The sequence below is a fragment of the Polyangium sorediatum genome (genome assembly GCF_029946465.1).
Lineage (GTDB): Bacteria > Myxococcota_A > Polyangia > Polyangiales > Polyangiaceae > Polyangium > Polyangium fumosum.
Map to the genome: position 1 here is coordinate 174,967 of NZ_JARZHI010000002.1, position 22,346 is coordinate 197,312.

The following is a 22,346-nucleotide window of genomic DNA, read 5'->3' on the forward strand; positions in this document are numbered from 1 at the left end:
TAACAACTTCTCATTGGTGCGTCCCGGGATTCAGTAGCACGCGGTTTGTCACGGAGGAAAGAGACAAGCGCCAACCTCGTGCAAGTTTTTGAGCACGAACCCGTCGCGGTTTTTCCACGAACCACCCCCTACCTGGACACATGAACCGTCCGCGGACCAACCTTCCGGGGGTCTCCGCAAAAATCGACACCTTCCTGTCGTTTCTGGTGGACGATCTACCTTCTCAACACACTTAACTGCCGGGAGGTTCTACTTCCCAAACCCGTTCACCCAGGGAGCCCACGCCGAACCCCCCGCCAGGAAAAATCACCGGCCCCGATGATCTCTTCGGACAAAACGCCCCCTCGACACATTTACCTAGGGTTAGGAGGAAGCCGTACCCACCTGGGTAGGTGAATGTGCGATGAGTATTTGGATCGAAGCTTCTGGCGAGCCGCTTTGCCTGCAATGGACCATCCTGCCCGGGCTCGAGCTCGTCGTGTCGCGCCTCTGCGGCCAGATCACCGTCGGCTACATGCTCGGGACCGACGGGGACGAAGTCATCCTCCGCGCCCGTCGAGACGACATGGAACGCAGCCGCGAGCTCTTCCACCTCGCCTTCACCTGGGGCGAAGCGTGAAGTTGCCCGTCGTGCCGCAGTCCTTCTCCTTATAGAGAGGGCGCGGCAGGGGCGTCGAGGTCGAGCACCGCCGGGTCATGCCCCGTCGCCCGAAGAAACCGGACGAGGTCCGTCCCCCGGATCGCCGTCGTGTGGTCGTTCGTCAGCGGATGGCAGTGCACCGGATCCCGCGCGAGGACCTTCGCGTCGAGCACGACCTGCACCACGCCGTCCTTGTCCATCATCGCGGCGAGCGGCGTGACCGACCCAGGCTCGACCCCGAGGTGCTGGCGCAAGCGCTCGTGCGAGCAAAACGAGACGTGCCCCGCGCCGATGCGGCGGCCGAGGTCTTTGAGGTCGACCGCGCGATCCTCGTCGAGCACGACGAGCCACATCGCACCCTTCTTGTTGCGCAAGAAGAGGTTTTTCACGTGCGTGCCGTCATGCCGCACGCGATGGGTTTTGGCCTCCTCCACGGTGAAGACGGGCGGATGCGCGACGGTCTCGGTCTCGATGCCGAGGGCCGCGAGCCGCTCGAAGAGCGCGTCCCTGGAGGAGCTCGTCATGGGCGACTCGTTACCGCGCGCGGCGTCGTCGATCAACGTTTCGTGCGCGCATCTCCCCGGCAGCACAGGCGTGCGCTACAGATGCGGCCTCGACCAAGGAGCTACGCGATGGCGAAAGATCTCGAAGGCAAAGTCTTTTTGGTGACGGGCGCGACCGAAGGTATCGGCAAGGCCGCCGCCCGGGACTTCGCGCAGCGAGGCGCGACGCTCGTGCTCGTCGGCCGGAGCCGCGAGAAGAGCGAGCGCGTGGTGCAGGAGCTGAAGGATGCGAGCGGCAACGAGAAGATCGAGCTCTTGCTCGGCGACCTCTCGAACATCGCCGACACCCGCGCCGTGGCCGAGGGCTTTCGCGCGAAGTACGACCGGCTCGACGTGCTCGTAAACAACGCCGGCGCCGTCTTCACCGACTACAAACTCAGCGCCGACGGCATCGAGATGACGTTCGCCCTGAACCACATGGCCTACTTCGTCCTGACCACGAGCCTGCTCGACCTGATCAAGAAGACGCCGAAGGCCCGCGTGGTCAGCACGTCGAGCGACGCCCACAAAGTCAGCAAGATGGATCTCGCGACGGTCGCCAAGCGGAAAGGCAAGGCCGGCTTTGGCGCCTATGGCGACTCGAAGCTCGCCAACATCCTCTTCACGCGCGAGCTCGCCCGGCGCCTCGTGGGGTCGAGCGCGACGGCGAACTGCATGCACCCCGGCTACGTACGCACGGGGTTCGCGCTGAACATCGGTCCGATCGCGACGATCTTCGTCAAGGCGGCCGCCGCGCTCTTCGCGCGCACACCGGAGAAGGGCGCTGAGACGATCATCTGGCTCGCGACGAGCGACGAAGCCGCGTCGTACAGCGGGGAGTACTTCTTCGATCGCGCGCTCACGCGCACGACGAGCCTCGCGAGGAACGACGCCGCGGCGAAAGGCCTGTGGGAGCTGTCGGAGAAGCTCTCGGGCTGAACGCGGGGTACGATCCCCGCATGACGTTCTCCCCCGACACGTACGCGCGCGCCCTCAGCTTCGCTGCCGAGGCCCACGGCGCGCAACGCGTGCCCGGCACGCAGCATCCGTACATCACCCACGTCGCCACCGTCGCCGCGGAGATCCTCGCGGTCGCGATGAAGGACACGTTCGATGTGGAGCTGGCCGTGACGTGCGCGTTGCTCCACGACACGCTGGAGGACACGAGCGCGTCCGAGGACGAGATCACGAGGATCTTCGGCGATTCCGTGGCGCGCGGGGTGCGCGCGCTGAGCAAGGACGCGCGCCTGCCGAAGGAAGAGCGGATGGCCGATTCGCTCGCGCGCATCCAGCGCGAGCCCCGCGAGGTGTGGATGGTGAAGCTCGCCGACCGCATCACGAACCTCGCCGCGCCGCCGTCGTACTGGTCGCGCGAAAAACGGATCGCGTACCGCGAGGAGGCGAGGCGGATCCTTTCGGCGCTGGGCCCGGGGAGCGCGCCGCTCGCTTCGAGGCTCGAAGCGAGGATCGAGGCGTACGGCGGCTACATCGGAGACGCGGCGTAGCCCACGCCCACGTCCGCGCCTCTCACCGCTCGCCAAGCCAGATCGCTGCGAACTCCATCACCCGCGCGTTGTCGGGCACCTGCTCCAAAAAGCTCTGCCGCCAGCGCGGATCGCTGATCCGATCCGCACGCTTGAGCAGCCGCCGCCGCGCCTCCGTGATGCGGCGGAGCGCCTCCTCCTCGGCGCCGTTCACGCGAAGGGCGAGCGCGTACGTCCACTGGATCAAGCTCTCGCCCTCCTCGATCCCTTCCAGCCGTCCGAGGATCTGCATCGCCTCCGAGGCCTTCGTGTACGCCTCCCGCACGTTGTTCCGGGCGATCGCGATCGCCGCGATGAGCGCGAGCGCGCAGGCCCGCGCCGCGGGCACACCCTCGGAGACCTCCATCGCGTGCTGCGCCATCGTGAGCGCCTCGTCCGTGCGCCCCGCGAGCCGCAGGATGATCGAGAGGTAGACCCGCACGAACCCCTCACCGCGCCGGTTGCCCTGTCGCACGAGGAGCTCGAGCGCTGCTGTCTCCACGGCGATCGCCTCCGTGAGGTTTTCCATTTGCGCGAGCGCGTAGCCGAGGTTCGCGAGCAGCGAGGAGACGAAGTCGAGCTGCATCGGCTCGGCGATCGCCTGGGCCTCGCGGAACGCCGCGACCGCGAGGGCATACGCGCCGAGCTGCACGTACGCATTGCCGATGTTGCAGCGCTGCAGGCAAGCGTTCCGCATGTCGCCCGCCGACGTGAAGTTTTCCACGGCCGACTCGACCCGTCGCACGTAACCGATGAGATCTCCCTCGTGCAGCGCGATCTCCACGCGCGCCACGTCGAGCCACGCGAGCACGAATGAGCTCACCACGCTGTGCCGCTGCGCGAGTCGCTGCGCGCCGGCGAAGACCTCGTGCGCTCGATCCGGCAGGCCCGCGCGCACGAGCGCGATGACGAGGCGCGCCGCCGTCACGATGTGCGCTTCCGTGGTCACGCCCTCGCGCGCGAGCGCCGCGAGCTCGTCGACGAACGCGCCGATCCGCGCGACGTCGCCCATGCTGCCCGACGCGATCACGAGGTGCCCGAGCGCGGCGTGATAGGCCGTGCTCCCTCGCGGCAGGCCCGTGATCGCCTCCTCGGCCGCGCGCCTCGCCTCCGCGGTGTTCCCGAGCCAGCGATGGGCGATCGCCTGCACGAGCCGCATGCGCGCGATCGTCTCCGGCGTGCCCGATGCCTCGATCGCGCGCACCGCGTGTGTCTCCGCGTCGCGCAGCGCGTTCACGCCGAGCGCGTCGAACGCGGCGTTCTCGTCGGCGGTCGGGGGCGCGCCCGGGAAGAGCGCGGCCGCGTCGCGCCACTCGACCTCCGCGCGTGGGAGCGTGGCGATCGTCGTGCTCGCGAGGCTCGCGATCGCCTCGTCGAGCTCGGTCACCGTGTCCTCGTCGAGGACGAGATCCGCCGGGTCGAGCTCCAGCACGTCCGCGCCGCTGGCCTCGTACGCTGCCTCTGCTTCCTCGTGCGGCTCGTGCGTGTGCTCGTCCTCGTCCTTCGGGCCTCGCGTCGGCGCGAGCACCACGCGGTGCGAGATGTTCTCGTAGGCGAAGACGAGCTTGTCTCGGAAGACCTGCATCGACGGGTAGCGCCCCTCGCGCGCTTGCACGAGGGCGCCCTGGACGACCTCCAGGAAGGCCGCGGGGATGTCGTCGACGAGCGTGGACAGGATCGGCGGTGCCTCCGTGACGATCTTGATCAGCACGGCCTGGTGCGTGGGGCCGTCGTAGGGGCGCCTCCCCGAGAGCAGCTCGAAGAGGACCGCGCCGACGGACCAGACATCGGCGCGCGCGTCGATCCCCGGATCTCCTTTCGCCTGCTCGGGCGCCATGTACTCGGGCGTGCCCATGACGACGCCGCTCAGCGTGAGCTTGCGCTTCGGGTCGAGCGTGTTGACGCGGGCGAGGCCGAAATCGATGAGCTTCGGGACGATCTCGCCGGACGTCGAGTCCGTGAGGACGATGTTCTCCGGCTTGATGTCGCGGTGCACGATGCCCCGGCGGTGCGCGGCGATCAGCGCGCCCATGATCGGGACCATGATCGTCATCGCCTCGTGCTCGGTGAGCCGGCCGCGCGGCGCCAGGTATTCGCGCAGGCTCTCGCCTTCGAGCAGCTCTTGCACCATGTAGAACGTCCCGTCGCGGCGCTGCCCGACCTCGTGGATCGTGACGACGTTCGGGTGCTGGATCGCGGCTGTCGTCTGCGCTTCGCGGCGGAAGCGGGCGATCATGGCGGGGTCGCGATCGTAGTTCGGGTGCATCAGCTTGATCGCGACGCGCCGCTCCACGAACATGTCCCAGGCCTCGAAGACGGTGCCCATCGAGCCTGCGGCGATGAGGCGCTGCAGCGTGAACTTGCCGGCGATCTGCATCCCCGGCTTGAACGTCGCTTTTTCGAGCTCCGCCGCGCGCGCCGCGCCCTCGTCGGCCCCTTCCGGGGACGGAGGGCCCACGCGCGGATCGTCTTTGCGGCGTTGCCAGAAACGAAGCATGGGCGCTCTTCCTCGGCGAGGAACCGTGAGGACAACGCGAGCCACGTTGGGTGTCAAGGTGCCCGGCCTTCAAGCGAAATCTCTGCATGCTGGGGGCCGAGCGTGCAGTGCCTCACGCGCCCAGCTCGAAGAGCTGCATCGCCACCAGCGCGACGCAGTCGGGCTCGCGCGAGTCCGACACGATCTGGCGAAGCTCGTGGAAGTACCGCACGTGCAAGGCCCGCAGCCGTTCGAGATCACGGCGCGCGACGCTGACCAGGTTGTAGGAGTAGAGCCCCGGAGCGCCGCGAAGCTGTCGACGCGCGGCGACGTCGAGCCAGTGCGCTTTCAACCGTTGCCGCGGCTCGGCGGGGCCTCGGGTCATGTCGACCGTCTCGGCCGTGGCCTCGTACCGCCCTTCGTGCCATCGGACCAGGCCCGCTCGTGACAGGGCTTCGAGGCACACACGCACCTCGTCGTCGGGGAGCCCGAGCCGAGCGGCGACCCAGGCATCGTCATGGCAGGGCAGGGCCGCGTAGCTCGCGAGCTCGAGGACGCGCAGGACGGCGTGGGACCAGGGGAGCTCGGTCGCGATCCGGCGCCGCTCCTCCAGCACACGGAAGTCGCGCGCCACCGAGGGGAGCAGGCTCGGGGGGACGAAGAGGGCGAGGAAGTCGAGGAGCCGGTCGGTGGTCGCGTCGACGATGGCGAGCACGTCGGGGAGCCGGGGCTGGGAGGTGCCCGCCATGAAGCGCGATACCTGGGAGGCGCTGCGCCCGATGCGGGAGCCGATCTCGGCGTTGCTCAGGCCTCCCTTGAGGATCTGAAAGAAGGCAGCCGTGAGGGCCGGGTCGGAGACGGCGACATCTACGCCGAGGGCCGACTCCTGGCGCACGAAATCCGAAAGCGCGCGATGAACGTCGACGCCGTTGTACGCCGCGACGCGCAGCAGCGTGGGGAGCGTGGGAAAGCGCCGCCCGGACTCCCAGCCGAAGGCGACGTTCGTCCCGTACCCGAGCCGGACGCTGAGCTGCCGCTGCGAGCGTCGGCCGCGGATCACTCGGCAGAAATCCTTAGCGATTCCGTCGTACTGCGCCTTCTTGTATCGCATATATGCATCGATTCTAGCAGATCGGCACGATAGATAATGCGTATGTGCGCTACGCGGCGCTTGCGCTGGCTCCCGCGCTGCGGCAATTGGAGGGGCGAAGGAGGCTTTCGATGAACGTACGACTTGCTTGCTGGGCTTTGGCGGGGCTGCTCGTGGGGTGCACGACGACCGGGGGACAGACGGGGGAGATCGGTGCCGATCCCTGCGATTCCTTCTCGCCGGTGGGCCCGTCCGTGGAGCATGGCCTCACCGAATCGACGCCCCTCGGCGTGAGCGGACAGGAGGCCCTCGATGCGACGGGCGGGTCCGGGAGCTTCGACGTGGCGTGGGCCAATGGAACGAAGACCGCCGTGAGCTGGTCTCTCGCTGCCGACACCGAGAGTTCGCCGGTGGTGGCCTACTTCGACCGCAATAGCGAGTGTGCCGACGGGTATTTGAAGGTCCTCGTGCTCGGGCAGCTTTCGAGCGGCGACGGCATTCTCGCACACGAGCAGCGCGGGGAGCTTTATCGGGGCGACGACGGGGCTGCGCACCTTCGCCTGTTCTTCGTCGTCGACGAGAACCCGTTCCCGGACGTGTACGCGGGCGGTGGGTCGGGGGACAATTGCAGCAGTTGCGGCTCCAACTTCGAGCTGGCCGTCGATGCGCGCTGGGAGCCGGGCGTGTCGGCCCCTCGGGGCCATGTGGACCTGATCGAGGCCGGGTCGCTGCTCGGCGAAGTCGGCACGTTTTGAGCCCGCGCCGCGTCTGCGCGGATTATCGCTCGTCCTCGCGCACGTGCGCCACGATCGCGTCGAGCGTCGGCCGTTCGCGCGGCGAAACGAGGCGCGCGGGTTGGTCCGCGCGAACGGCGGCGAAGCGGTTCGAGCCGAACACGGCGAGCGTGACCTCGAGGTAGGTCTCGAACGACATGAAATCGGAGCTATCGAGATCGGCCCCGTGATCGGTGGATACGAGGACCACGGGTTCGGGGCCGATGATCAAATCGGCGTGGTTGTACTTGCTGAAGTTATCGATCGTGATGGCCTTCAGCGGTCGTTCGGAATCGAGCTTCTGGCCGAAGAAGAGCTCTTCCTGTCCCGGCAGGAGCTCGTTCACGTGGAAATCCATCTGCCAGTCGGGCTGGAATGCGGCGCTGATGGGCAGCAGGTTGATGCAGCCTGGAGGCGCGTCGTAATCGGGGAAGTCGTACGGGTCGGTCCGGGTATACGTGCTGCCGCGTAGGCCCCATTCCAGAAAAACGCCGTTGTGCGCCGTGTAAAACTCCAAAATGGAGTCCGGCAGCGTCATGCCGGCGGCTTGCTCCGCGCGCGAGAGCACGGCCCCGGCGGCCGGGGAGCCGAGACGGAAGTCGAACACCTCGACGTCCGGGTGCGCGCGCAGCGCTTCGATCATGGCTTCCAGTCGTTCACGAAATGAGGCGGCCATGGGGGCGGATCTGAGGGCCTCGCGCGACGTGCTGTCAAGCCTCGACGGCGCGGAGCGTGGCGAACATGACGCTTGCGCGTGCGGCTGCCGTGCGCTACCACGCTCGTGCTCACGATCCTATCCGGCGAGCATGCGCGGGCAGAGCCCCGCGTGCTTGCGTCCGAACGAAGGCGACCGGGAAGGCGTGGCGGTGCGCACCTTGATGCGTGTTGCGCCGCAGTGGAGCGGCCAGACGGGTCGTTTCACGCCCTTCCCGAACCCTGGCGGCTCGGCGGGAGGGGGAGAGCGACAAGCACACCCTTCACGGGTTCGGGCCGCGAGAGAGCATTTTCATCGTGACTTTTTCCGTTCCCGGGCGGCCCATGGCGGCCCCCGTCGAGGCGCCGCGTGCCGAGGGCAGCGCGCCGCTCGTTTCCGTTTCCATGGCCTCCGAGGCCCCGGGCGCCGCGTTCGTCGCGCTCGGCCTCGCGGCCCCGCTCGTGCGCGCCCTCGTCAAAGAGGGGTACGAGCGTCCGACCCCCATTCAATCGCAGTCGATCCCCGAGGCGCTCTCCGGCCGTGATTTGCTCGGCTGCGCGCAGACCGGCACCGGCAAAACGGCGTCGTTCGTCCTGCCAATCCTCCAGCGCCTCTCGAAGACACAACGCCACGGAGGCATTCGCGCGCTCGTCCTCACGCCGACGCGCGAGCTCGCCGCGCAGATCGGCGAGCGCGTGACCGCGTACGGGCGGCACCTCGGCCTTCGCCACACCGTCATTTACGGCGGCGTGGGGCAACGCCCGCAGGAGGAGAACCTCGCGAAGGGCCCCGACCTGCTCGTCGCGACGCCCGGCCGCCTCCTCGATTTGATGCAGCAAGGGTTCGTGCGCCTCGATCGCGTGGAGGTCTTCGTCCTCGACGAGGCCGATCGCATGCTCGACATGGGCTTCATCCACGACGTGCGGCGTGTCGTCGCCGCGCTGCCCAAGCAAAGGCAGACGCTCTTCTTCTCGGCCACGATGCCCCGCGAGATCGCGGCGCTCGCCGACAACATCCTCGTCGACCCGGCGCGCGTCTCGGTCACGCCCGCGCGCGCGGCGGCCGATACGGTCGAGCAATCGATCTTTTTCGTCGAGAAGGCCGACAAGCGCGCGCTGCTCGAACGGCTCTTGCGGGCGTCGAGCGTCGAGCGCGCGCTCGTCTTCACCCGCACGAAGCACGGGGCGAACCGCATTTCCGAACAGCTCGTGCGTGCCGGCATCGAGGCGCTCGCCATTCACGGCAACAAGTCGCAGGGCGCCCGCGAGCGCGCCCTCGACCGGTTCCGCCGCGGCGTCACGCCCGTGCTCGTCGCCACGGACATCGCGGCGCGCGGCATTGACGTCGAGGGCGTCTCGCACGTCATCAATTACGACCTGCCGAATGTGCCTGAGAGTTACGTGCACCGGATCGGCCGTACGGGCCGCGCGGGCGCGACGGGCAGCGCCATTTCGTTCTGCGACAGCGAGGAGCGCGCCTTGCTCGCGGACATTGAAAAGCTGCTCCGCCGCCGGATTCCCGTCGCGGAGGGGCAGGCGCCTCCCGTTGAGACGGCCGCAGCACGCCCGGCAGCGCGCCCGGAGCCGCGCCCGGCAGCGCGTCCGGAGCCGCGCCGCGCCTTCGCGCCCGAGCCGCAGCGCCCCCGAGGACCGCGCCCGCCGCGTCCTCCGCGCGGCCGTCGGAGCTGAGTTCCGACGATTGTGCACGGGCCACGCGCGCGTTACCCTTGCGTGCATGGCCCGTGTCCCGACCAGGCGCCACTTCCTCCTCGCCGCGGGGGCTGCCCTCCCTGTGGCGACGTTCGCTTTGCTCTCGCGTGAGACCGACGCGCCTTCGCCCCTCGCCGCGGGGGGCGGGCTCGATCCCGACGCGCGCCCCGTGCGGCGGATCGTCCAGGCGCAGCCCACGCGGGACGGCGCCGGCGTGCGGCTCTCGCGCGCGCTCGGGGGCCAGGCCCTCCCCGATCTCGACCCGTTCCTCCTCCTCGACGAGTTCCACACCGATCGCGCCGACGATTACATCGCGGGATTCCCCGATCATCCGCACCGCGGCTTCGAGACCGTCACGTACATGATCCACGGCGCGATGGAGCACCGGGACAGCGTGGGGAATCGGGGACGCCTCGGCCCGGGCAGCGCGCAATGGATGACCGCGGGGCGCGGGCTCATTCATTCCGAGATGCCAAAACAGGAGCAGGGGCTCATGTGGGGCTTTCAGCTCTGGGTGAACCTCCCGGCCGCGCAGAAGATGATCAAGCCGCGGTATCAAGACATCCCGCCGTCGGCGATTCCCGAGGTCGATATCGCGGACGCCCGCGTGCGGGTGGTCGCCGGGGAGGCAGGCGGCCGGCGTGGGCCCGTGGACGGCGTTGTCGTCGCGCCGAGCTTGCTCGACGTCACGCTGGCGGCGGGCGCGAGCTTCCGACATCCGCTGCCGATCGAGCACAATGCATTCGTGTACGTCATTGACGGCGCCGCGCGAATCGGGCCCGAGGGCACGCCGGTCGCGCGGGGCGAGCTTGCCGTGCTCGGCGCGGGACGATCGGCCGTCTCGACGAGCGCCACCGGGGCGCGCCTTTTGCTCCTCGCGGCGCAGCCCATCGGCGAGCCCATTGCGCGCCGCGGGCCCTTCGTGATGAACACGGCCGAGGAGATCCGGCAGGCCTTCGAGGATTATCGCTCGGGGCGCCTCGTGGGCGGCTGACGAAGCGGGCGCGGCTCGACGGCGCGCGTCAACGTATCTCGACCTCGATCGACATGGGTTTGCCGCCGCGGACGATACGGACGTCAAGCCGGTCGGCGGCGCGCAACCGCGCGAACGCCTCCATCATCTTCGTGAGATCTCCCATCTCGAATCCGTTGATGTTGTCGAGCCGGTCCCCATTCTGAAGCCCGAGCATGCTGGGCAACGAGCCGGGTCGGACGCCGCTGACCCGCATGCCAGCGACCCGGTCGCTTTCGCGCACGGGCACCAAACGCGCCGCGCCGAGGAGGTCCGTACGTTCGAGGATCGTATCGACGATCGATCGCTCCACGACGTAATGGTTGTCCGCGTCCTTGCGAATTCCATTAGCGATTTCGGGCGGCACACGCGAGCCCGTGGCGGGCTTCGACAGCGCGTTGCCCGGCTCCTTCCGCGCCGTCGTGCCCTCGCGCGGCTCGTGCAAGGGGAGCTGGCACCGCGCCGCGCCTTGCCGGAGCCATACACGATCCCAGGCCATGGCGTGCACCGTGCGCCCGCCGATGTCGTCGCCGAGCCGCCGCAGCGTGGCCTTGCCGTCCGACCCTGCAATGGCCGCGAACGACCAGAGCGCCTCGTCGGACTCCGTGATGAGCAAGACCTTGGCCGCGTCGCAGATCGGATCGGCGTACGGATCCCCGAGCGGCGCGGCGGGTTCTGGGGCCCCGTCGTCCGGCGGACCGTGGCGCGTGAGCGGGCCGGTGATCGAATCGAAGGGGTTTCGCCCGAGAATGGCCTCGCCATGTTTCTCGTCTTGCAGCGCGGCCAGCGCATTCCGCACCTTCATCGACGGCCTCGGCGAGAGCGGCTCGAACGGCGGACCCGTGAGGCTCGACGAGACGAGCCTTCCGAGCCCGGCTGCCTGAAAATAGGCGACGAGAGCCACGAGCAGCACCAGGACCGCGGGGAACCATCGTTTCAAACGGGCGTCGGATCCCATGAACCAAGGGAACAAGCGAGCCTCGTGCCAGCTTTCGAACGTTGCGGATCCCCGCGAAAACGGCTCGGGGCCTGCCCGGACGGGCGACAAAATGACCCGCGCGCCGCGGATCAACGCCCTGCTTCTGTCAGCTTGGCACGCGCGGCGTGGGCATCGAGGAACTGTGACACCTCCGCGAGCACCGCGGGGGAGATGTCGCGCCCGATGTCGTCCGGCTTGATCCGCGTCGCGTCCGGTTGCGTGATGCAGTTCAGGGCGTGCGTGACGCAATCGAGCACGCGCACCCGATGCGGGGCGCGCGACGCGCCGTCGAGCCATTTCGCCCAGCTCTCGATCTCCGAGGGCGCGACATTGTAATCGTAGCTCCCGCCGAGCACGAGCAGCGGCCTGTCGAGCTTCCGGGCGAGCTCGGGCGCCCGCCTCGCCAGCTCGATCCACGATTCCCACAGGCCCGGCGGCTGCCCGAGGATGGGCGCGCCGAGGTGCGTCCCCCGCTCGATTTGCCGGAGCGCCTGCGCAGCGGCGAGCAATTCACGGCCCTCCGCCTCGGCGCGCTCCGGCTGCCCGGCCATGGTGAAGGACCAGCGGACGCGCTCGCTTTGCTGCTCCAGCAAGACGGTCATCGTGTGAAAGGGCGGCGCCAGCATGACCCCGGCGCGTACCCGCGGCCTGTCCGAGAGGAGCACGGGCACGAGCTCGCCGCCTTCGCTGTGCCCCGCGAAAAAGAGGCGATCGGGATCGATCTCGGGGCGCTCTGCGACTGCGTCGAGCGCGGCCTCGGCGTCGAGCACGTATTCCGTCGTGGCGAACTCCACTTCGAGGAGGGAGTAGGGCACGGACGTGAAGCCGCCATCGGCGCAATCGTTGAATGCGCCGCACGTTCGTTTGTCGTACCGATACACAGCGTACCCACGATCGGCGAGCGCGTCGGCGAGGCGCTGGTAGACGGCGAGTTCGAAGCCGAAGCCGAGCCCGATCTGTCCACGCATCACGCCGTCGCGCGACATGGGGCCGCTGCCGTGCACGATGACCACGGCGGGCACGCGCTCCCCCTCCTCGCGCGTCGGCAGCGTCAGCGTCCCTTCGAGACGCCAGAGGCCACGATCAAAGGCGAAGGTCACTTCTTCTTTCGGGAGCCGCGGCCGAGCGGGCTCTGCGACTCTTGGCGTGGGCGCGGCCTTGAAGCTGCTCGCGCGCGGGACCGCGGGCGGCGTCGAGCCACAGGCGCCAAGGAGCGACACCACGAGCAGCAGCGACGCGAGACGCATGGGTTCCCTCCCGACAGCCGAACAACGCACGCCTTGGATGGTGCCATCCCTGCGGGCGGGGTTCAATCCCGCGTCGCGGCGATCGCGGCCGTCAGCGCCGTGATTTTTTCCCCGTCGGACTTGTCGAGCGGGAGAGCGACATCCGGGGCGATGCCCTCCACTTCGTTCGTCCCATCGGCGAGGAAACGCGCGCAGTTCGGCATTCGCACCTCGAAGCCGATCTCCCGAAGCTCGACGCGCCCCCCGCCATTCACGTATCCACATCCCGCGCCTGCCGTGCGGGCGCCGAGGATCGTGGCCGTGTGATTGTCCTTGAGCCAGGCGACGAAATCCTCGGAGGCCGAGCCCGTGCCGCGATCCACAAGGACGAACAGCGGTCCCTTCCAGACAGTTTTGCCTTCGAGCGTCGCCGTCCCGGGCGGCTCGCCGAAGATCGAGCACACCTTTTCGCCCTTCCAGACCGGCGTCCGATCGCAGCTCGGCGAGACGATCCGGGCTTTGCTCCGTCGCAGCGTGCCGCCTGTGAACAGCGGCACGGCTTCCGAGACCCACTCCGTGCCGCCGCCATTGCCGGTGAGATCCACGAGGAGCCGCTTGGCCCCGCGATCCCGCAGCGCTCCGATCGCCGTCTGCAAGGCCTCCTGGAGTTTGGCCCGGACCCCGGCCCGCAAGGCGTCCTCATCCAATCCCGTGGTGAAGACCGCCTCGCAGGTGGGGAGGTACTTGTCCTCCCCGAAATGGGCGATCCGAATCACGCCGAGCTCGCCGGCCACACCCGCGGGGAAAGGCGCCTCGTGCACGGCCGTGAACCCGGGCATTTTCTTGAACGGAAAACGCGAATCGACCGGGCGCGCCTCGTACCCCGCCGCCGTGCAGCTCGCGACGGGAGCGGGAGGCGCCGCGCCGTTGTCCGACGGCGGCGCGCTTGGGCGCCCGGCGCCCCTCGTTAGTTTGAAATGGGGATCCTGAAACGTGCGAACGAAGCGACGGAGGGCGAGGAAGGCCTGCACCCGCGTGAACGCGCTGCCGAGCGAGGCGCGGGTGTCGCGGTCGAGCTTCGCGAGATCGACGCCGCGATGCTCGACCATCCAGTCGAGGTTCGCGTATTCGTTTGCCATCGCGGCCTCGAGCGCCTCGAAATCGCGCTGCCACGCGCCGCGGTCGAACGTGGCGACGTCCCAGCCGAGGAGCCCGAGCACGATCGAGAGCAATCCAATCCCGATCCAGCGGAAAACCTTCCGCCCCCTCTTGCGCGTCTCCTTCGGCAGCGAGTCGCCTCCGCTTTGCGTTTCGCTCATGTGCGAGCGATGTCTACCGCATCCCGTCCGGCGATGCACCTTCCGAACACGGGCCGCCGCGTGATACATCATGGCTCCATGAAGCTCAGCACGCTGCGTATCGCCGAGCCCTGCCGCGAAGACTGGCAAGCGATGACGGGTGACGAACGCGCGCGCCGATGCGAGCGTTGCGACCTGCACGTCACGAATCTCTCCGAGCTCACGCGCGGCGAAGCCGACCGCCTCTTGTCCACGTGTCCTCCGGGGAGTCGGCTTTGCGTACGGTACGCCCACGATCGACAGGGGAACGTGGTCACGCGGACGACGCAGCAGGAGAGAATGGTCTCGGTGCTCTCGTTGCTCGCCCAGCGAAGGCAGGCGGAGGGGGAGAGATGAGCGTCACGCGGGAGGAGGTCATTGCGTACCTCGAAAGCCTCACGGCCGAGGAGCTTGGAGAGCTGGCGGACGAGCTCGTGCAGCGTTTCGGCCTCCTGGCGGTTGTCGAGCCTCCACGGTACGAGTTTTTTATGGGCGCGCCGCCGCCGGACCCTCACGAGGAGATAACGGAGTTTTCCGTGGTCCTCCTGGACATCGGAAAGGACAAGCTCGCTGTCGTGAAGGCCGTGCGTGCGCTGTGGGAGATGCCCGTGAAAGAGGCGAAGGACCTCGTGGAGTCGGCGCCTGTCGTGGTTCGCCGGTGGATCACGCGCGACGAGGCGCGCCTGATCGTCGATACCCTCACCACTGCAGGCGCGAGCGCTGAAGTGCGAAACGGATCCTGAGGTTATTTTTTCGAGGGTTTCGTGCGCACCTTCGCGGGGGCTTCTCGCGCGCCGAGGCCGCCGCGGAGGAGGGACCACACGCCCTCGAAGGCCGCATCGATGCCCGGGTCGGACCACTCCGACGCGTGGATTGGATTGTGAAACCGCGCCGTCGCGTGGAAGACGGCCCAGGCCGAGGTCACCGGATCGTCGAGGGTGAACTCGCCTTGCTCCACGCCGTCCGTGAGGATCCGGGCGACTTGCATGGCGAGCGTCTCGACGTGCACGCGGACCACGTCCCGCGCGTCGGCGACGAGATTCGTGTACGTCGCGAAGAGCTCGGGCTCGTCGCGCGCCTTTTTTCGCTTCAGCTCGAAGAGCAGACCGAGCCAGCGCCGCAGGCGCTCGGGGGCCGGGCCCTTTTCGGCGGCGACCTCCGCGAGCGGTTTCGATACACGCGTGAGCCAACGTTCCGCCACGGCATCTCGCAATGCCGTTTTGCTCGGGAAATGCCGATACACGCTGCCATGACTGACGCCGAGCGCGCGGGCCACGTCGACGACCGTGGCCTTGGCGGGCCCGAAGCGGCGGAGGACCTCCTCGGCCGCTTCGAGGATTCGTTCGGCGGTGAGCGCCTCTTCGACCATGTCAATGCGCCCTGCGTTCGCTGTCGAGGTGCGCCATTTGAGACGCGGCATAACGCTCGCCCGCGGCCGCGCCGGCCGGCACGGCGCGCTCGATCCGCGCGAGGTCGTCCGGCCCGAGCTCGATGGAGAGCGCGCTCAGCGCCTCGGTGAGGCGGTCGCGCCGCCGCGCCCCGACGAGCGGAATGATGTCGCTCCCGCGCGAGAGCACCCACGCAATGGCGATCGGCGCGACGGTCGTGCCCTTCGCCTCGGCGATGCCGCGCAAGGCCTCGACGAGCGCGAGGTTCTTGTCGAGGTTCTCCGGCGCGAAGCGCGGGCTGTACTGGCGGAAATCGGTGGGCGCCATCGAGCGCTCCTTCGACCAGTGTCCGCTGATGAGGCCGCGGGAGAGCACGCCGTACGCGGTGATCGCAATGCCGAGCTCGCGCGCGGTGGGGAGGATCTCGGCCTCGATGCTGCGCGAGATCAACGAATATTCGATCTGCAAGTCGCAGATCGGGTGGGTCGCGTGGGCGCGGCGCATCGTCTCCGCGCCCGCCTCGGAGAGGCCGATGTGCTTGACGTAGCCGGCTTTGACCATCTCGGCGATTGCGCCGACCGTGTCCTCGATCGGCACGGCCGGGTCGACGCGTGCCAGGCGGTAGACGTCGACGTAATCGGTGCCGAGCCGGCGCAGCGAGTAGGTGAGGAAGTTCTTCACTGCGCTGGGGCGCCCGTCGATGCCGACCCAACCGCCGGCAGGATCGCGCATCGCGCCGAACTTGACGCTGATGGCGACCTTGTCGCGGGCTCGCCCTTCGAGCGCCTCGCGGAGAAGCAGCTCGTTGTGCCCCATACCGTAGAAGTCGCCCGTATCGAGCAGATCGATCCCTGCGTCGAGCGCTGCGTGAATCGTGGCAATGCTCTCGGCCCTGTCGGACGGGCCGTAGAGATCGGACATACCCATGCACCCGAGGCCCAAGGCCGACACCCGAGGACCCTTCGAGCCGAGCGAACGCGTGATCATGGCGGACTCCTGTCGCGAAGTTGGATGGCGGGAAGTATCAATAACGCGCTGACAAAAGTCAACATCTGTCAGTCGACTTTTGTGGAACCGTGATGAGCAGTGGGCTGGGAAACCGAACGTCACTTCGGGGGTTCGAGCGGCGCGCAGGTCGAGACGCCCGCGCCGACGACCCGGAAGCCGATGTTCGACTTCAGGTTGACGGTGGTCCCGTCCTTGGGGCGATATCGATCGATGCGCGAGGCCACGCCGGGACACGTGAACAGATAGAAATCGCCTCCCCAGAACGCGAACGCCCACGCCGTGCCGATGTCGAGGCTCGGCTGCGACGACTGGGAGAGGACGTGGGACGTCTTCGGGTCGAGCTCGGCAACGATGGGCGGGGCTGTCGTGAAAAACCCCCACAGGTGCCCGTCGCCCGTGCCCGAGAGCTCGGCCGCGTCGAAGATCGCGTCGTAAAATCCGAGCGTCTCGAGCTCCATCGTCGCGAGATCGATCCGCCCGAGCCCGCTGCCCCCGTAATCCGCCGCGTAGAGCGTCTCCTTCGTGGCGTCCGGCCCGTCGGTCGAGAAGCCCATTCCGAACCGCCCGAACGCCCCGGTCTTCGGCACGAACGACGTGCCCTCGCACGACGCGTCCACGGTGCTCACGCGAAACAGATGGCCGTCGTCGTAAAGCACGTACGCCGTCGCGTCGCGATCGATCGCCATCGAAAAGGGCGACGCGCCCTGCGTGGCCGGACACGAGAGCACGCCGATCTTCTGGAACGCGAGCGTGGGCGGCGAGAAGCTATAGAGCGCATTCTCTTGCGCGAGCAGATACACGAGCTTCGCCCGCTCGTTGCAGTCCTTGCCGCCGTCGGTCTCCATTCCGCCGTCGAAGAGCGGGCCGCCGCCTTCGCCCCCCGAGCCGCCTGCGCCGCCGCCGCCGGTTCCCTTCGGCGTGGTCCCGGAGGCCGAGCAGCCGAGCACGCAGACCACCACCACGAATGCAATCGAGGTCCAAGCCAATCGAAGCACGTGTCCTCCTCCGCCCGGCGACGACGAAAGAAGGAAGAGCGCCCGCGTGTCGCCGCGCAGGCCGCCGCCGAGCGAGCGCACATGCTACAGCATTCCCGTTGCATCGACATCCGTCAGGCACAAAATCTTTAATCTGTGAGCACTCACACGCGCTCGCGCAGAGCGCGTCCGGGTCGAACGCCATTCCTTTCATCATTTCGATGGCCTCGCCATTTCGACCGAACGGACATGCTCGGCGGTCGATTTTGTGTCATGTCGAGGTCGCAAAGAGGGAGGGCACGATGGCGCAGCGCAAGACAATTCCGCTCGACGAACAGGCAAAAATTCGCGACCTGGAACCCGAACGGAAAGATTCGGCCGGTACGTACCTGACAACCGACCAGGGGATCCGCGTCGACGATACCGATAACTCGCTCAAGGTCTCTGCCCGAGGTCCCACGCTCCTCGAGGATTTTCACTTCCGCGAGAAGATCATGCGATTCGATCACGAGCGCATCCCCGAGCGCGTGGTCCACGCCCGCGGCTCGGCGGCGCACGGGTATTTCCAGGTCTATCAATCCCTGAAGGACCTCACCCGCGCGCGGTTCCTCCAGGAGCCCTCCGTGAAGACCCCGGTCTTCGTACGTTTCTCCACGGTCGTCGGCTCCCGCGGCTCCGCCGATACGGTCCGTGACGTGCGGGGATTCGCGACCAAGTTCTACACCGAGGAGGGCAATTTCGATCTGGTCGGCAACAACATCCCGGTCTTCTTCATCCAGGATGGGATCAAGTTCCCGGACGTGGTCCACGCCGTCAAACCGGAGCCGGACCGCGAGATCCCGCAAGCCTCGTCGGCGCACGACACGTTCTGGGATTTCGCGTCGCTCGTGCCCGAGACCACGCACATGCTCATGTGGATCCTCTCGGACCGCGCGATTCCGCGGAGCTTCCGCATGATGGAGGGCTTCGGCGTCCACACGTTCCGGCTCGTCAACGAGGAAGGGAGATCGCGGTTCGTCAAATTCCACTGGAAGCCGCTCCTCGGCGTGCATTCGTTCGTCTGGGACGAAGCCCAGAAGATCGCCGGGAAGGACCCCGATTTTCACCGGCGTGATCTCTGGAACGCCATCGAGAAGGGCTCCTACCCCGAGTACGAGCTCGGCCTGCAGATCATCGAGGAGGACGAGGCCGACAGCTTCGATTTCGATCTGCTCGACCCGACGAAAATTGTCCCCGAGGAGCTCGTGCCCGTGCGGCGCGTCGGCAAGCTCGTCTTGAACCGGAACCCCGACAATTTCTTCGCTGAAACAGAGCAGGTCGCGTTTTGCGTGCAGAATGTCGTGCCTGGAATCGATTTCACCGACGATCCGCTGATGCACGCGCGCCTCTTCTCCTACCTCGACACGCAACTCACGCGGCTCGGTGGGCCGAATTTCGCGCAAATACCGATCAACCGGCCCCTCGCGCGGGTGGACAACCACCAGGAGGACGGCTTCCACCAGCACCGCGTCCCCACGGGGCGCGCGCATTACACGCCGAACTCGCTCGGCGGCGGCTGCCCGATGGTCGCGGGCCCCGGCGCGGGCACGTTCACACATTACCCGGAAAAACTCGCCGGGGTGAAGCAGCGCGCGCGAAGCGAGAGCTTCGGGGACCATTTCACCCAGGCGACGCTGTTCTGGAACAGCATGTCGATGCCCGAAAAGGAGCACCTCGTGAAGGCGGCCGTCTTCGAGCTCGGCAAGTGCCAGAGCAAGGCGATCCGCGAGCGGATGGTCGAGCGATTCACGCGCGTCGACGTCGCCTTTGGCCAGGCCGTCGCCACCGGGCTCGGGCTCACGGCGCCCGCGAGCGTGGGCGCGACCGTGAAGAAGGCCGCGCAGGCCGTGGCGCAGAAGCTCACGACGAAACGCACGGTGGCCGCGTCGCCCGCGCTCAGCATGGAGAACACCGTGAAGAATTCAATACGCACGCGCCGGATCGCCATCCTCGCGGAGAAGGGCGTGAGCCTCGCGGAGCTCTCGGCGGTGCGCAATGCGCTCGTCGCGGAAGGAGCCGAGGTGGAGGTGATCTCGTCGAGGCTCGGCACGATCGAGGCCGCGGAGGGAGGCGACGTCGAAGTCGATCAGGCGAGCATCCACGTCGGCTCCATTCTTTACGACGCCGTCTTCGTGCCCGGCGGGGCGGCGAGCGTCGAGGCAATGAAAAAGCTCGGGGATCCGATCCATTTCGTCAACGAGGCGTTCCGTCACAACAAGCCCATCGGGGCGACGGGCGAGGGCGTGGAGCTGCTCCTCGCCTCGGGCATCAAGGGCGTGACCATGGCGAGCGTGCAGGCGGCGGGACAAACCTTCCATGCCGAGGGGGTGGTGACGGTGCGCGGCGCGAGCGATCTCACGGTCTTCCTCCAGGACTTCGTCAAGGCGATCGCGCAGCACCGACACTGGAACCGCACCGAGCAGGAGGCCGTACCCGCCTGAGCCCCGGGAGCGGCCGAACACGCGGCCCTCCGCGTGATCACGTCCGGTTTCTCGATCCGTCACGCGCGCCTGTGGCAGGATGCCGCCTCCCGGCGCACGCGCCGACAAAGGACGGAGACGCAGATGAAGAAACTCGCGGTTGGGTTCGTGATGGTGGGTGGGATGTTGCTCGCGGCGGCCTGCGGCAACAAGGAGACCACCGAGACCAAGCCGACGGAGGCCGCGGGCGCGGCGGCGCCGGCGGCGGAATCGATTGGCGTCCCGGAGTGCGACGCGTACTTCAAGAAGGTCGCCGAATGCATGGGCAAGAAGCCCGAGCTCAAGCCCATGCTCGAGCCGGCGATGAAGCAGAGCGCGCAGGCCTGGAAGCCGCTCGCGGCGAACCCGGCCACGAGGGACGGCCTCATCAAGGGCTGCACCGCGGCCGTCGAGCAGCTCCAGAAGCAGTGTAACTGAAGTCGGGTTCGTGGGCGCCGGCCCTTCACGCCGGCGCCGCCCCGCCACGCGACCTACAGCGCAGCGGCCAGGGCCATCTCCGGCTCGGGCGTGAGGATCTCGCAGCCCTTCCGCGTCACCACCACCGTGTGCTCGAATTGCGCCGAGAGCGAGCCGTCCTCGGTGACCACGGTCCATCCATCGCCGAGCAGCCGCACCTCGGCGCCCCCGAGGTTCACCATCGGCTCGATCGTGAAGACCATTCCCGCGCGGAGCCTGATTCCCGTGCCGCGCCGGCCGACGTGACTCACGTGCGGCGCGGCGTGCATCGAGCGGCCGATGCCGTGCCCGCCGTATTCGCGCACCACCGAGCATCCCTCGCGGCGCGCGAGCTCGTCGATCGCCGCGCCGATATCGCCCAGCCGCGCGCCGTCGCGGACCTGCGCGATTCCCGCGTCGCGGCAGCGGCGTGCGACATCGACCACGTGCCTCGCCTCCGGCGACGGGCGGCCGATGAAAAACGTCGCCGAGGTGTCGCCGTGATAGCCGCCGAGTTCTGTCGTCACGTCGACATTGACGATGTCCCCGTCGGCGAGGACCTCCGCGGGGGTCGGGATGCCGTGACAGACCACGTGGTTGCGGCTCACGCAGACCGAGGCGGGAAAGCCGTGGTAGCCGAGCTGGCTCGGACGTCCGCCGCGGCGCGTGGTGTCTTCTCGAACCCACTGATCGATCTGGTCGGCGCGCACGCCGGGGGCGAGGCGCGCGGCCACGGTCGCGAGGGTCCCGGCGGCGGCGCGGCCTGCCAGGCGCATGGCTTCGACGGAACGGGGCGTCTGAATGTCGATGGACGGCATGGTACGCGCGAGGATGCAGACGCTCGCGGACGAGATCCAATACCGTTTCGATATGGCTCACGCGGGGCGCTTGGATCCGGGAGCGAGTCGTGGTAGCGATCGTTGCATGAGCCTGGCGCAGCTCAAGTACTTCGTGGCGGTGGCCGAGGAAGGGAACGTCACCCGCGCGGCGACGCGCCTCCGGATTGCGCAGCCGCCGCTCACCCGGCAGATCCGCAGCCTGGAGGAGGAGCTTGGTGTCGCGCTCTTCGAGCGGACGGCGCGCGGCGTGCGCCTCTTGCCGTCGGGGGAGACGATGCTCGCGCACGCCCGCGCGATTCTGGCGCAGGTCGACGCGGCCGTGGTGGCCGTGCAGACGAGCGCCCCGGTGCTCTCCGGAGCGCCCGCCGTGGATTCGCCGCGCTGACGTTCAGCCCGTCGAGATCCGCTTGAACGCAGGCCGCTCCATACAGCGGGCCGTCCACGCCTGGATGTGGGGCCAGCGGGCCAGCGAGGGCACGACCCCCATCTGGTACCACCAGAGATCGGCCGCGAGCAGCGCGTCCGCCAGCGTGAACGAGTCCCCGGTCACGTAGGGTTTGTCCTTCAGCTCCGCGTCGAGCAGGTCGAGCAGCCCTTCGAATTCTTTGCGCGCGCTTTCGCCCTGCGCCGCGTTCTTCTGCTCGTCCGGGACCTCCGGGGACGTATTGATCATGATCCGCGTCCCGGCATTGAGGAGCGACGCGGCGGCCCATACCGTCCACGACATCGCGCGCCCGTGCGCGTGCGTGCCGGCTTTCGGCCAGAGGCCCTTCGCCACGCCGTATTTCTCCCCGAGGTAGATGTTGATGGCCGCGGACTCGAAATACGGCACTCCGTCGTCGACGAGCGTCGGGACCTTGCCGTTCGGGTTCAGCTTCAGGAACTCGGGCTTCTTCTGATCGCCCGCCTTCAGATCCATTCGCACCCCTTCATACGGGATGCCGAGCTCTTCGAGCGCCCAATGAGTGCGAACCGCGCTGGAGTACGGCGAGAAATAAAACTTGATGGACATGTCTTTGAGTACCTCCCTGGGCCCCGCTACTTGACATGAACGGATGCTCAGTACAAGAGAAAAAAACTAGCGCGTCGACCGGGAAAAACTGAGCCTGGTCGACCGGCGTGGGATCACGCCGTCGTGGCCCCGGAGTCCTCCGCCCGAAAGCCATGGAGTTTGGCGGGGAT

The 22,346-nt window shown here is 67.9% G+C and carries 23 protein-coding genes; 11 read left to right on the forward strand and 12 right to left on the reverse strand.

Going from position 1 to position 22,346, the window contains the following annotated elements; genetic code table 11:
• Window positions 1–403: 403 nt before the first annotated feature.
• Entirely contained in the window at window positions 404–619 is a 216-nt protein-coding gene (locus tag QHF89_RS02860; RefSeq protein ID WP_136966162.1) for a hypothetical protein, read from the forward strand.
• A 29-nt stretch (window positions 620–648) separates the two neighbouring features.
• Here the strand turns inward: QHF89_RS02860 and QHF89_RS02865 are convergent, their stop codons facing one another.
• Window positions 649–1,164, reverse strand: a complete 516-nt coding sequence (locus QHF89_RS02865) for a prolyl-tRNA synthetase associated domain-containing protein (RefSeq protein ID WP_136966161.1) — start codon at window positions 1,162–1,164, stop codon at window positions 649–651.
• A gap of 108 nt (window positions 1,165–1,272) precedes the next feature.
• Between QHF89_RS02865 and QHF89_RS02870 the strand changes: the two genes are divergently transcribed.
• Together QHF89_RS02870 and QHF89_RS02875 are read left to right on the forward strand one after the other, a co-directional pair.
• Entirely contained in the window at window positions 1,273–2,121 is an 849-nt protein-coding gene (locus tag QHF89_RS02870; RefSeq protein WP_136966160.1) for an SDR family oxidoreductase, read from the forward strand.
• A gap of 20 nt (window positions 2,122–2,141) precedes the next feature.
• Window positions 2,142–2,687, forward strand: a complete 546-nt coding sequence (locus QHF89_RS02875) for an HD domain-containing protein (protein WP_136966159.1) — start codon at window positions 2,142–2,144, stop codon at window positions 2,685–2,687.
• A 22-nt stretch (window positions 2,688–2,709) separates the two neighbouring features.
• Here the strand turns inward: QHF89_RS02875 and QHF89_RS02880 are convergent, their stop codons facing one another.
• Window positions 2,710–5,202: a protein kinase domain-containing protein gene (locus tag QHF89_RS02880; RefSeq protein ID WP_136966158.1), complete on the reverse strand. Its 2,493-nt coding sequence runs from the start codon at window positions 5,200–5,202 to the stop codon at window positions 2,710–2,712.
• Window positions 5,203–5,314: 112 nt separating this feature from the next.
• A complete protein-coding gene (locus QHF89_RS02885) occupies window positions 5,315–6,292 on the reverse strand; it encodes a DUF4423 domain-containing protein (RefSeq protein ID WP_136966157.1) in 978 nt (325 codons plus the stop codon).
• A 110-nt stretch (window positions 6,293–6,402) separates the two neighbouring features.
• Between QHF89_RS02885 and QHF89_RS02890 the strand changes: the two genes are divergently transcribed.
• A complete protein-coding gene (locus tag QHF89_RS02890) occupies window positions 6,403–7,026 on the forward strand; it encodes a hypothetical protein (protein WP_136966156.1) in 624 nt (207 codons plus the stop codon).
• 22 nt (window positions 7,027–7,048) lie between these two features.
• Here the strand turns inward: QHF89_RS02890 and QHF89_RS02895 are convergent, their stop codons facing one another.
• Entirely contained in the window at window positions 7,049–7,687 is a 639-nt protein-coding gene (locus QHF89_RS02895; RefSeq protein WP_136966155.1) for an SMI1/KNR4 family protein, read from the reverse strand.
• Window positions 7,688–8,142: 455 nt separating this feature from the next.
• Between QHF89_RS02895 and QHF89_RS02900 the strand changes: the two genes are divergently transcribed.
• Together QHF89_RS02900 and QHF89_RS02905 are read left to right on the forward strand one after the other, a co-directional pair.
• Entirely contained in the window at window positions 8,143–9,426 is a 1,284-nt protein-coding gene (locus tag QHF89_RS02900; RefSeq protein WP_136966320.1) for a DEAD/DEAH box helicase, read from the forward strand.
• Window positions 9,427–9,472: 46 nt separating this feature from the next.
• Entirely contained in the window at window positions 9,473–10,441 is a 969-nt protein-coding gene (locus QHF89_RS02905) for a pirin family protein (protein WP_136966154.1), read from the forward strand.
• A gap of 28 nt (window positions 10,442–10,469) precedes the next feature.
• Here the strand turns inward: QHF89_RS02905 and gspC are convergent, their stop codons facing one another.
• From gspC to QHF89_RS02920, 3 genes are all read right to left on the reverse strand, one after another.
• Window positions 10,470–11,399 carry a type II secretion system protein GspC gene (gene gspC / locus QHF89_RS02910; protein ID WP_284719969.1) on the reverse strand — a complete coding sequence of 310 codons (930 nt, stop codon included), beginning with the start codon at window positions 11,397–11,399 and terminating at the stop codon, window positions 10,470–10,472.
• 128 nt (window positions 11,400–11,527) lie between these two features.
• Complete coding sequence (locus tag QHF89_RS02915) at window positions 11,528–12,685, reverse strand: alpha/beta hydrolase family protein (RefSeq protein ID WP_136966152.1); 1,158 nt, start codon at window positions 12,683–12,685, stop codon at window positions 11,528–11,530.
• 62 nt (window positions 12,686–12,747) lie between these two features.
• A complete protein-coding gene (locus QHF89_RS02920) occupies window positions 12,748–13,983 on the reverse strand; it encodes a S41 family peptidase (protein ID WP_284719970.1) in 1,236 nt (411 codons plus the stop codon).
• Window positions 13,984–14,061: 78 nt separating this feature from the next.
• Here QHF89_RS02920 and QHF89_RS02925 point away from each other — a divergent pair, with 78 nt between their 5' ends.
• Together QHF89_RS02925 and QHF89_RS02930 are read left to right on the forward strand one after the other, a co-directional pair.
• Window positions 14,062–14,358 carry a hypothetical protein gene (locus QHF89_RS02925; protein ID WP_284719971.1) on the forward strand — a complete coding sequence of 99 codons (297 nt, stop codon included), beginning with the start codon at window positions 14,062–14,064 and terminating at the stop codon, window positions 14,356–14,358.
• On the forward strand, window positions 14,355–14,744 hold the full coding sequence (locus QHF89_RS02930; RefSeq protein ID WP_284719972.1) for a ribosomal protein bL12: 390 nt from the start codon (window positions 14,355–14,357) through the stop codon (window positions 14,742–14,744). Before QHF89_RS02925 ends, QHF89_RS02930 begins: the two co-directional genes overlap by 4 nt.
• A 2-nt stretch (window positions 14,745–14,746) precedes the next feature.
• Here the strand turns inward: QHF89_RS02930 and QHF89_RS02935 are convergent, their stop codons facing one another.
• The 3 genes from QHF89_RS02935 to QHF89_RS02945 all read right to left on the reverse strand — a co-directional run bounded on the left by QHF89_RS02935 (window position 14,747) and on the right by QHF89_RS02945 (window position 17,392).
• The gene (locus QHF89_RS02935) at window positions 14,747–15,370 is read right to left on the reverse strand and encodes a TetR/AcrR family transcriptional regulator (protein ID WP_136966149.1); all 624 of its coding nucleotides are present in this window, start codon (window positions 15,368–15,370) and stop codon (window positions 14,747–14,749) included.
• A 1-nt stretch (window position 15,371) separates the two neighbouring features.
• On the reverse strand, window positions 15,372–16,376 hold the full coding sequence (locus QHF89_RS02940) for an aldo/keto reductase (RefSeq protein WP_136933848.1): 1,005 nt from the start codon (window positions 16,374–16,376) through the stop codon (window positions 15,372–15,374).
• A gap of 119 nt (window positions 16,377–16,495) precedes the next feature.
• Window positions 16,496–17,392, reverse strand: a complete 897-nt coding sequence (locus QHF89_RS02945) for an NHL repeat-containing protein (protein ID WP_284719973.1) — start codon at window positions 17,390–17,392, stop codon at window positions 16,496–16,498.
• Window positions 17,393–17,673: 281 nt separating this feature from the next.
• Here QHF89_RS02945 and QHF89_RS02950 point away from each other — a divergent pair, with 281 nt between their 5' ends.
• Together QHF89_RS02950 and QHF89_RS02955 are read left to right on the forward strand one after the other, a co-directional pair.
• A complete protein-coding gene (locus QHF89_RS02950) occupies window positions 17,674–19,851 on the forward strand; it encodes a catalase (protein WP_284719974.1) in 2,178 nt (725 codons plus the stop codon).
• 123 nt (window positions 19,852–19,974) lie between these two features.
• Complete coding sequence (locus tag QHF89_RS02955; RefSeq protein ID WP_136933845.1) at window positions 19,975–20,307, forward strand: hypothetical protein; 333 nt, start codon at window positions 19,975–19,977, stop codon at window positions 20,305–20,307.
• A 53-nt stretch (window positions 20,308–20,360) separates the two neighbouring features.
• Here the strand turns inward: QHF89_RS02955 and map are convergent, their stop codons facing one another.
• Window positions 20,361–21,143 carry a type I methionyl aminopeptidase gene (map, locus tag QHF89_RS02960; protein ID WP_136966146.1) on the reverse strand — a complete coding sequence of 261 codons (783 nt, stop codon included), beginning with the start codon at window positions 21,141–21,143 and terminating at the stop codon, window positions 20,361–20,363.
• A gap of 106 nt (window positions 21,144–21,249) precedes the next feature.
• On the opposite strand from map, the gene QHF89_RS02965 reads away from it, so the two are divergent.
• A complete protein-coding gene (locus QHF89_RS02965) occupies window positions 21,250–21,549 on the forward strand; it encodes a LysR family transcriptional regulator (RefSeq protein WP_136933843.1) in 300 nt (99 codons plus the stop codon).
• A gap of 3 nt (window positions 21,550–21,552) precedes the next feature.
• Here the strand turns inward: QHF89_RS02965 and QHF89_RS02970 are convergent, their stop codons facing one another.
• Entirely contained in the window at window positions 21,553–22,176 is a 624-nt protein-coding gene (locus tag QHF89_RS02970; protein ID WP_136966145.1) for a glutathione S-transferase family protein, read from the reverse strand.
• Window positions 22,177–22,346: the final 170 nt, after the last annotated feature.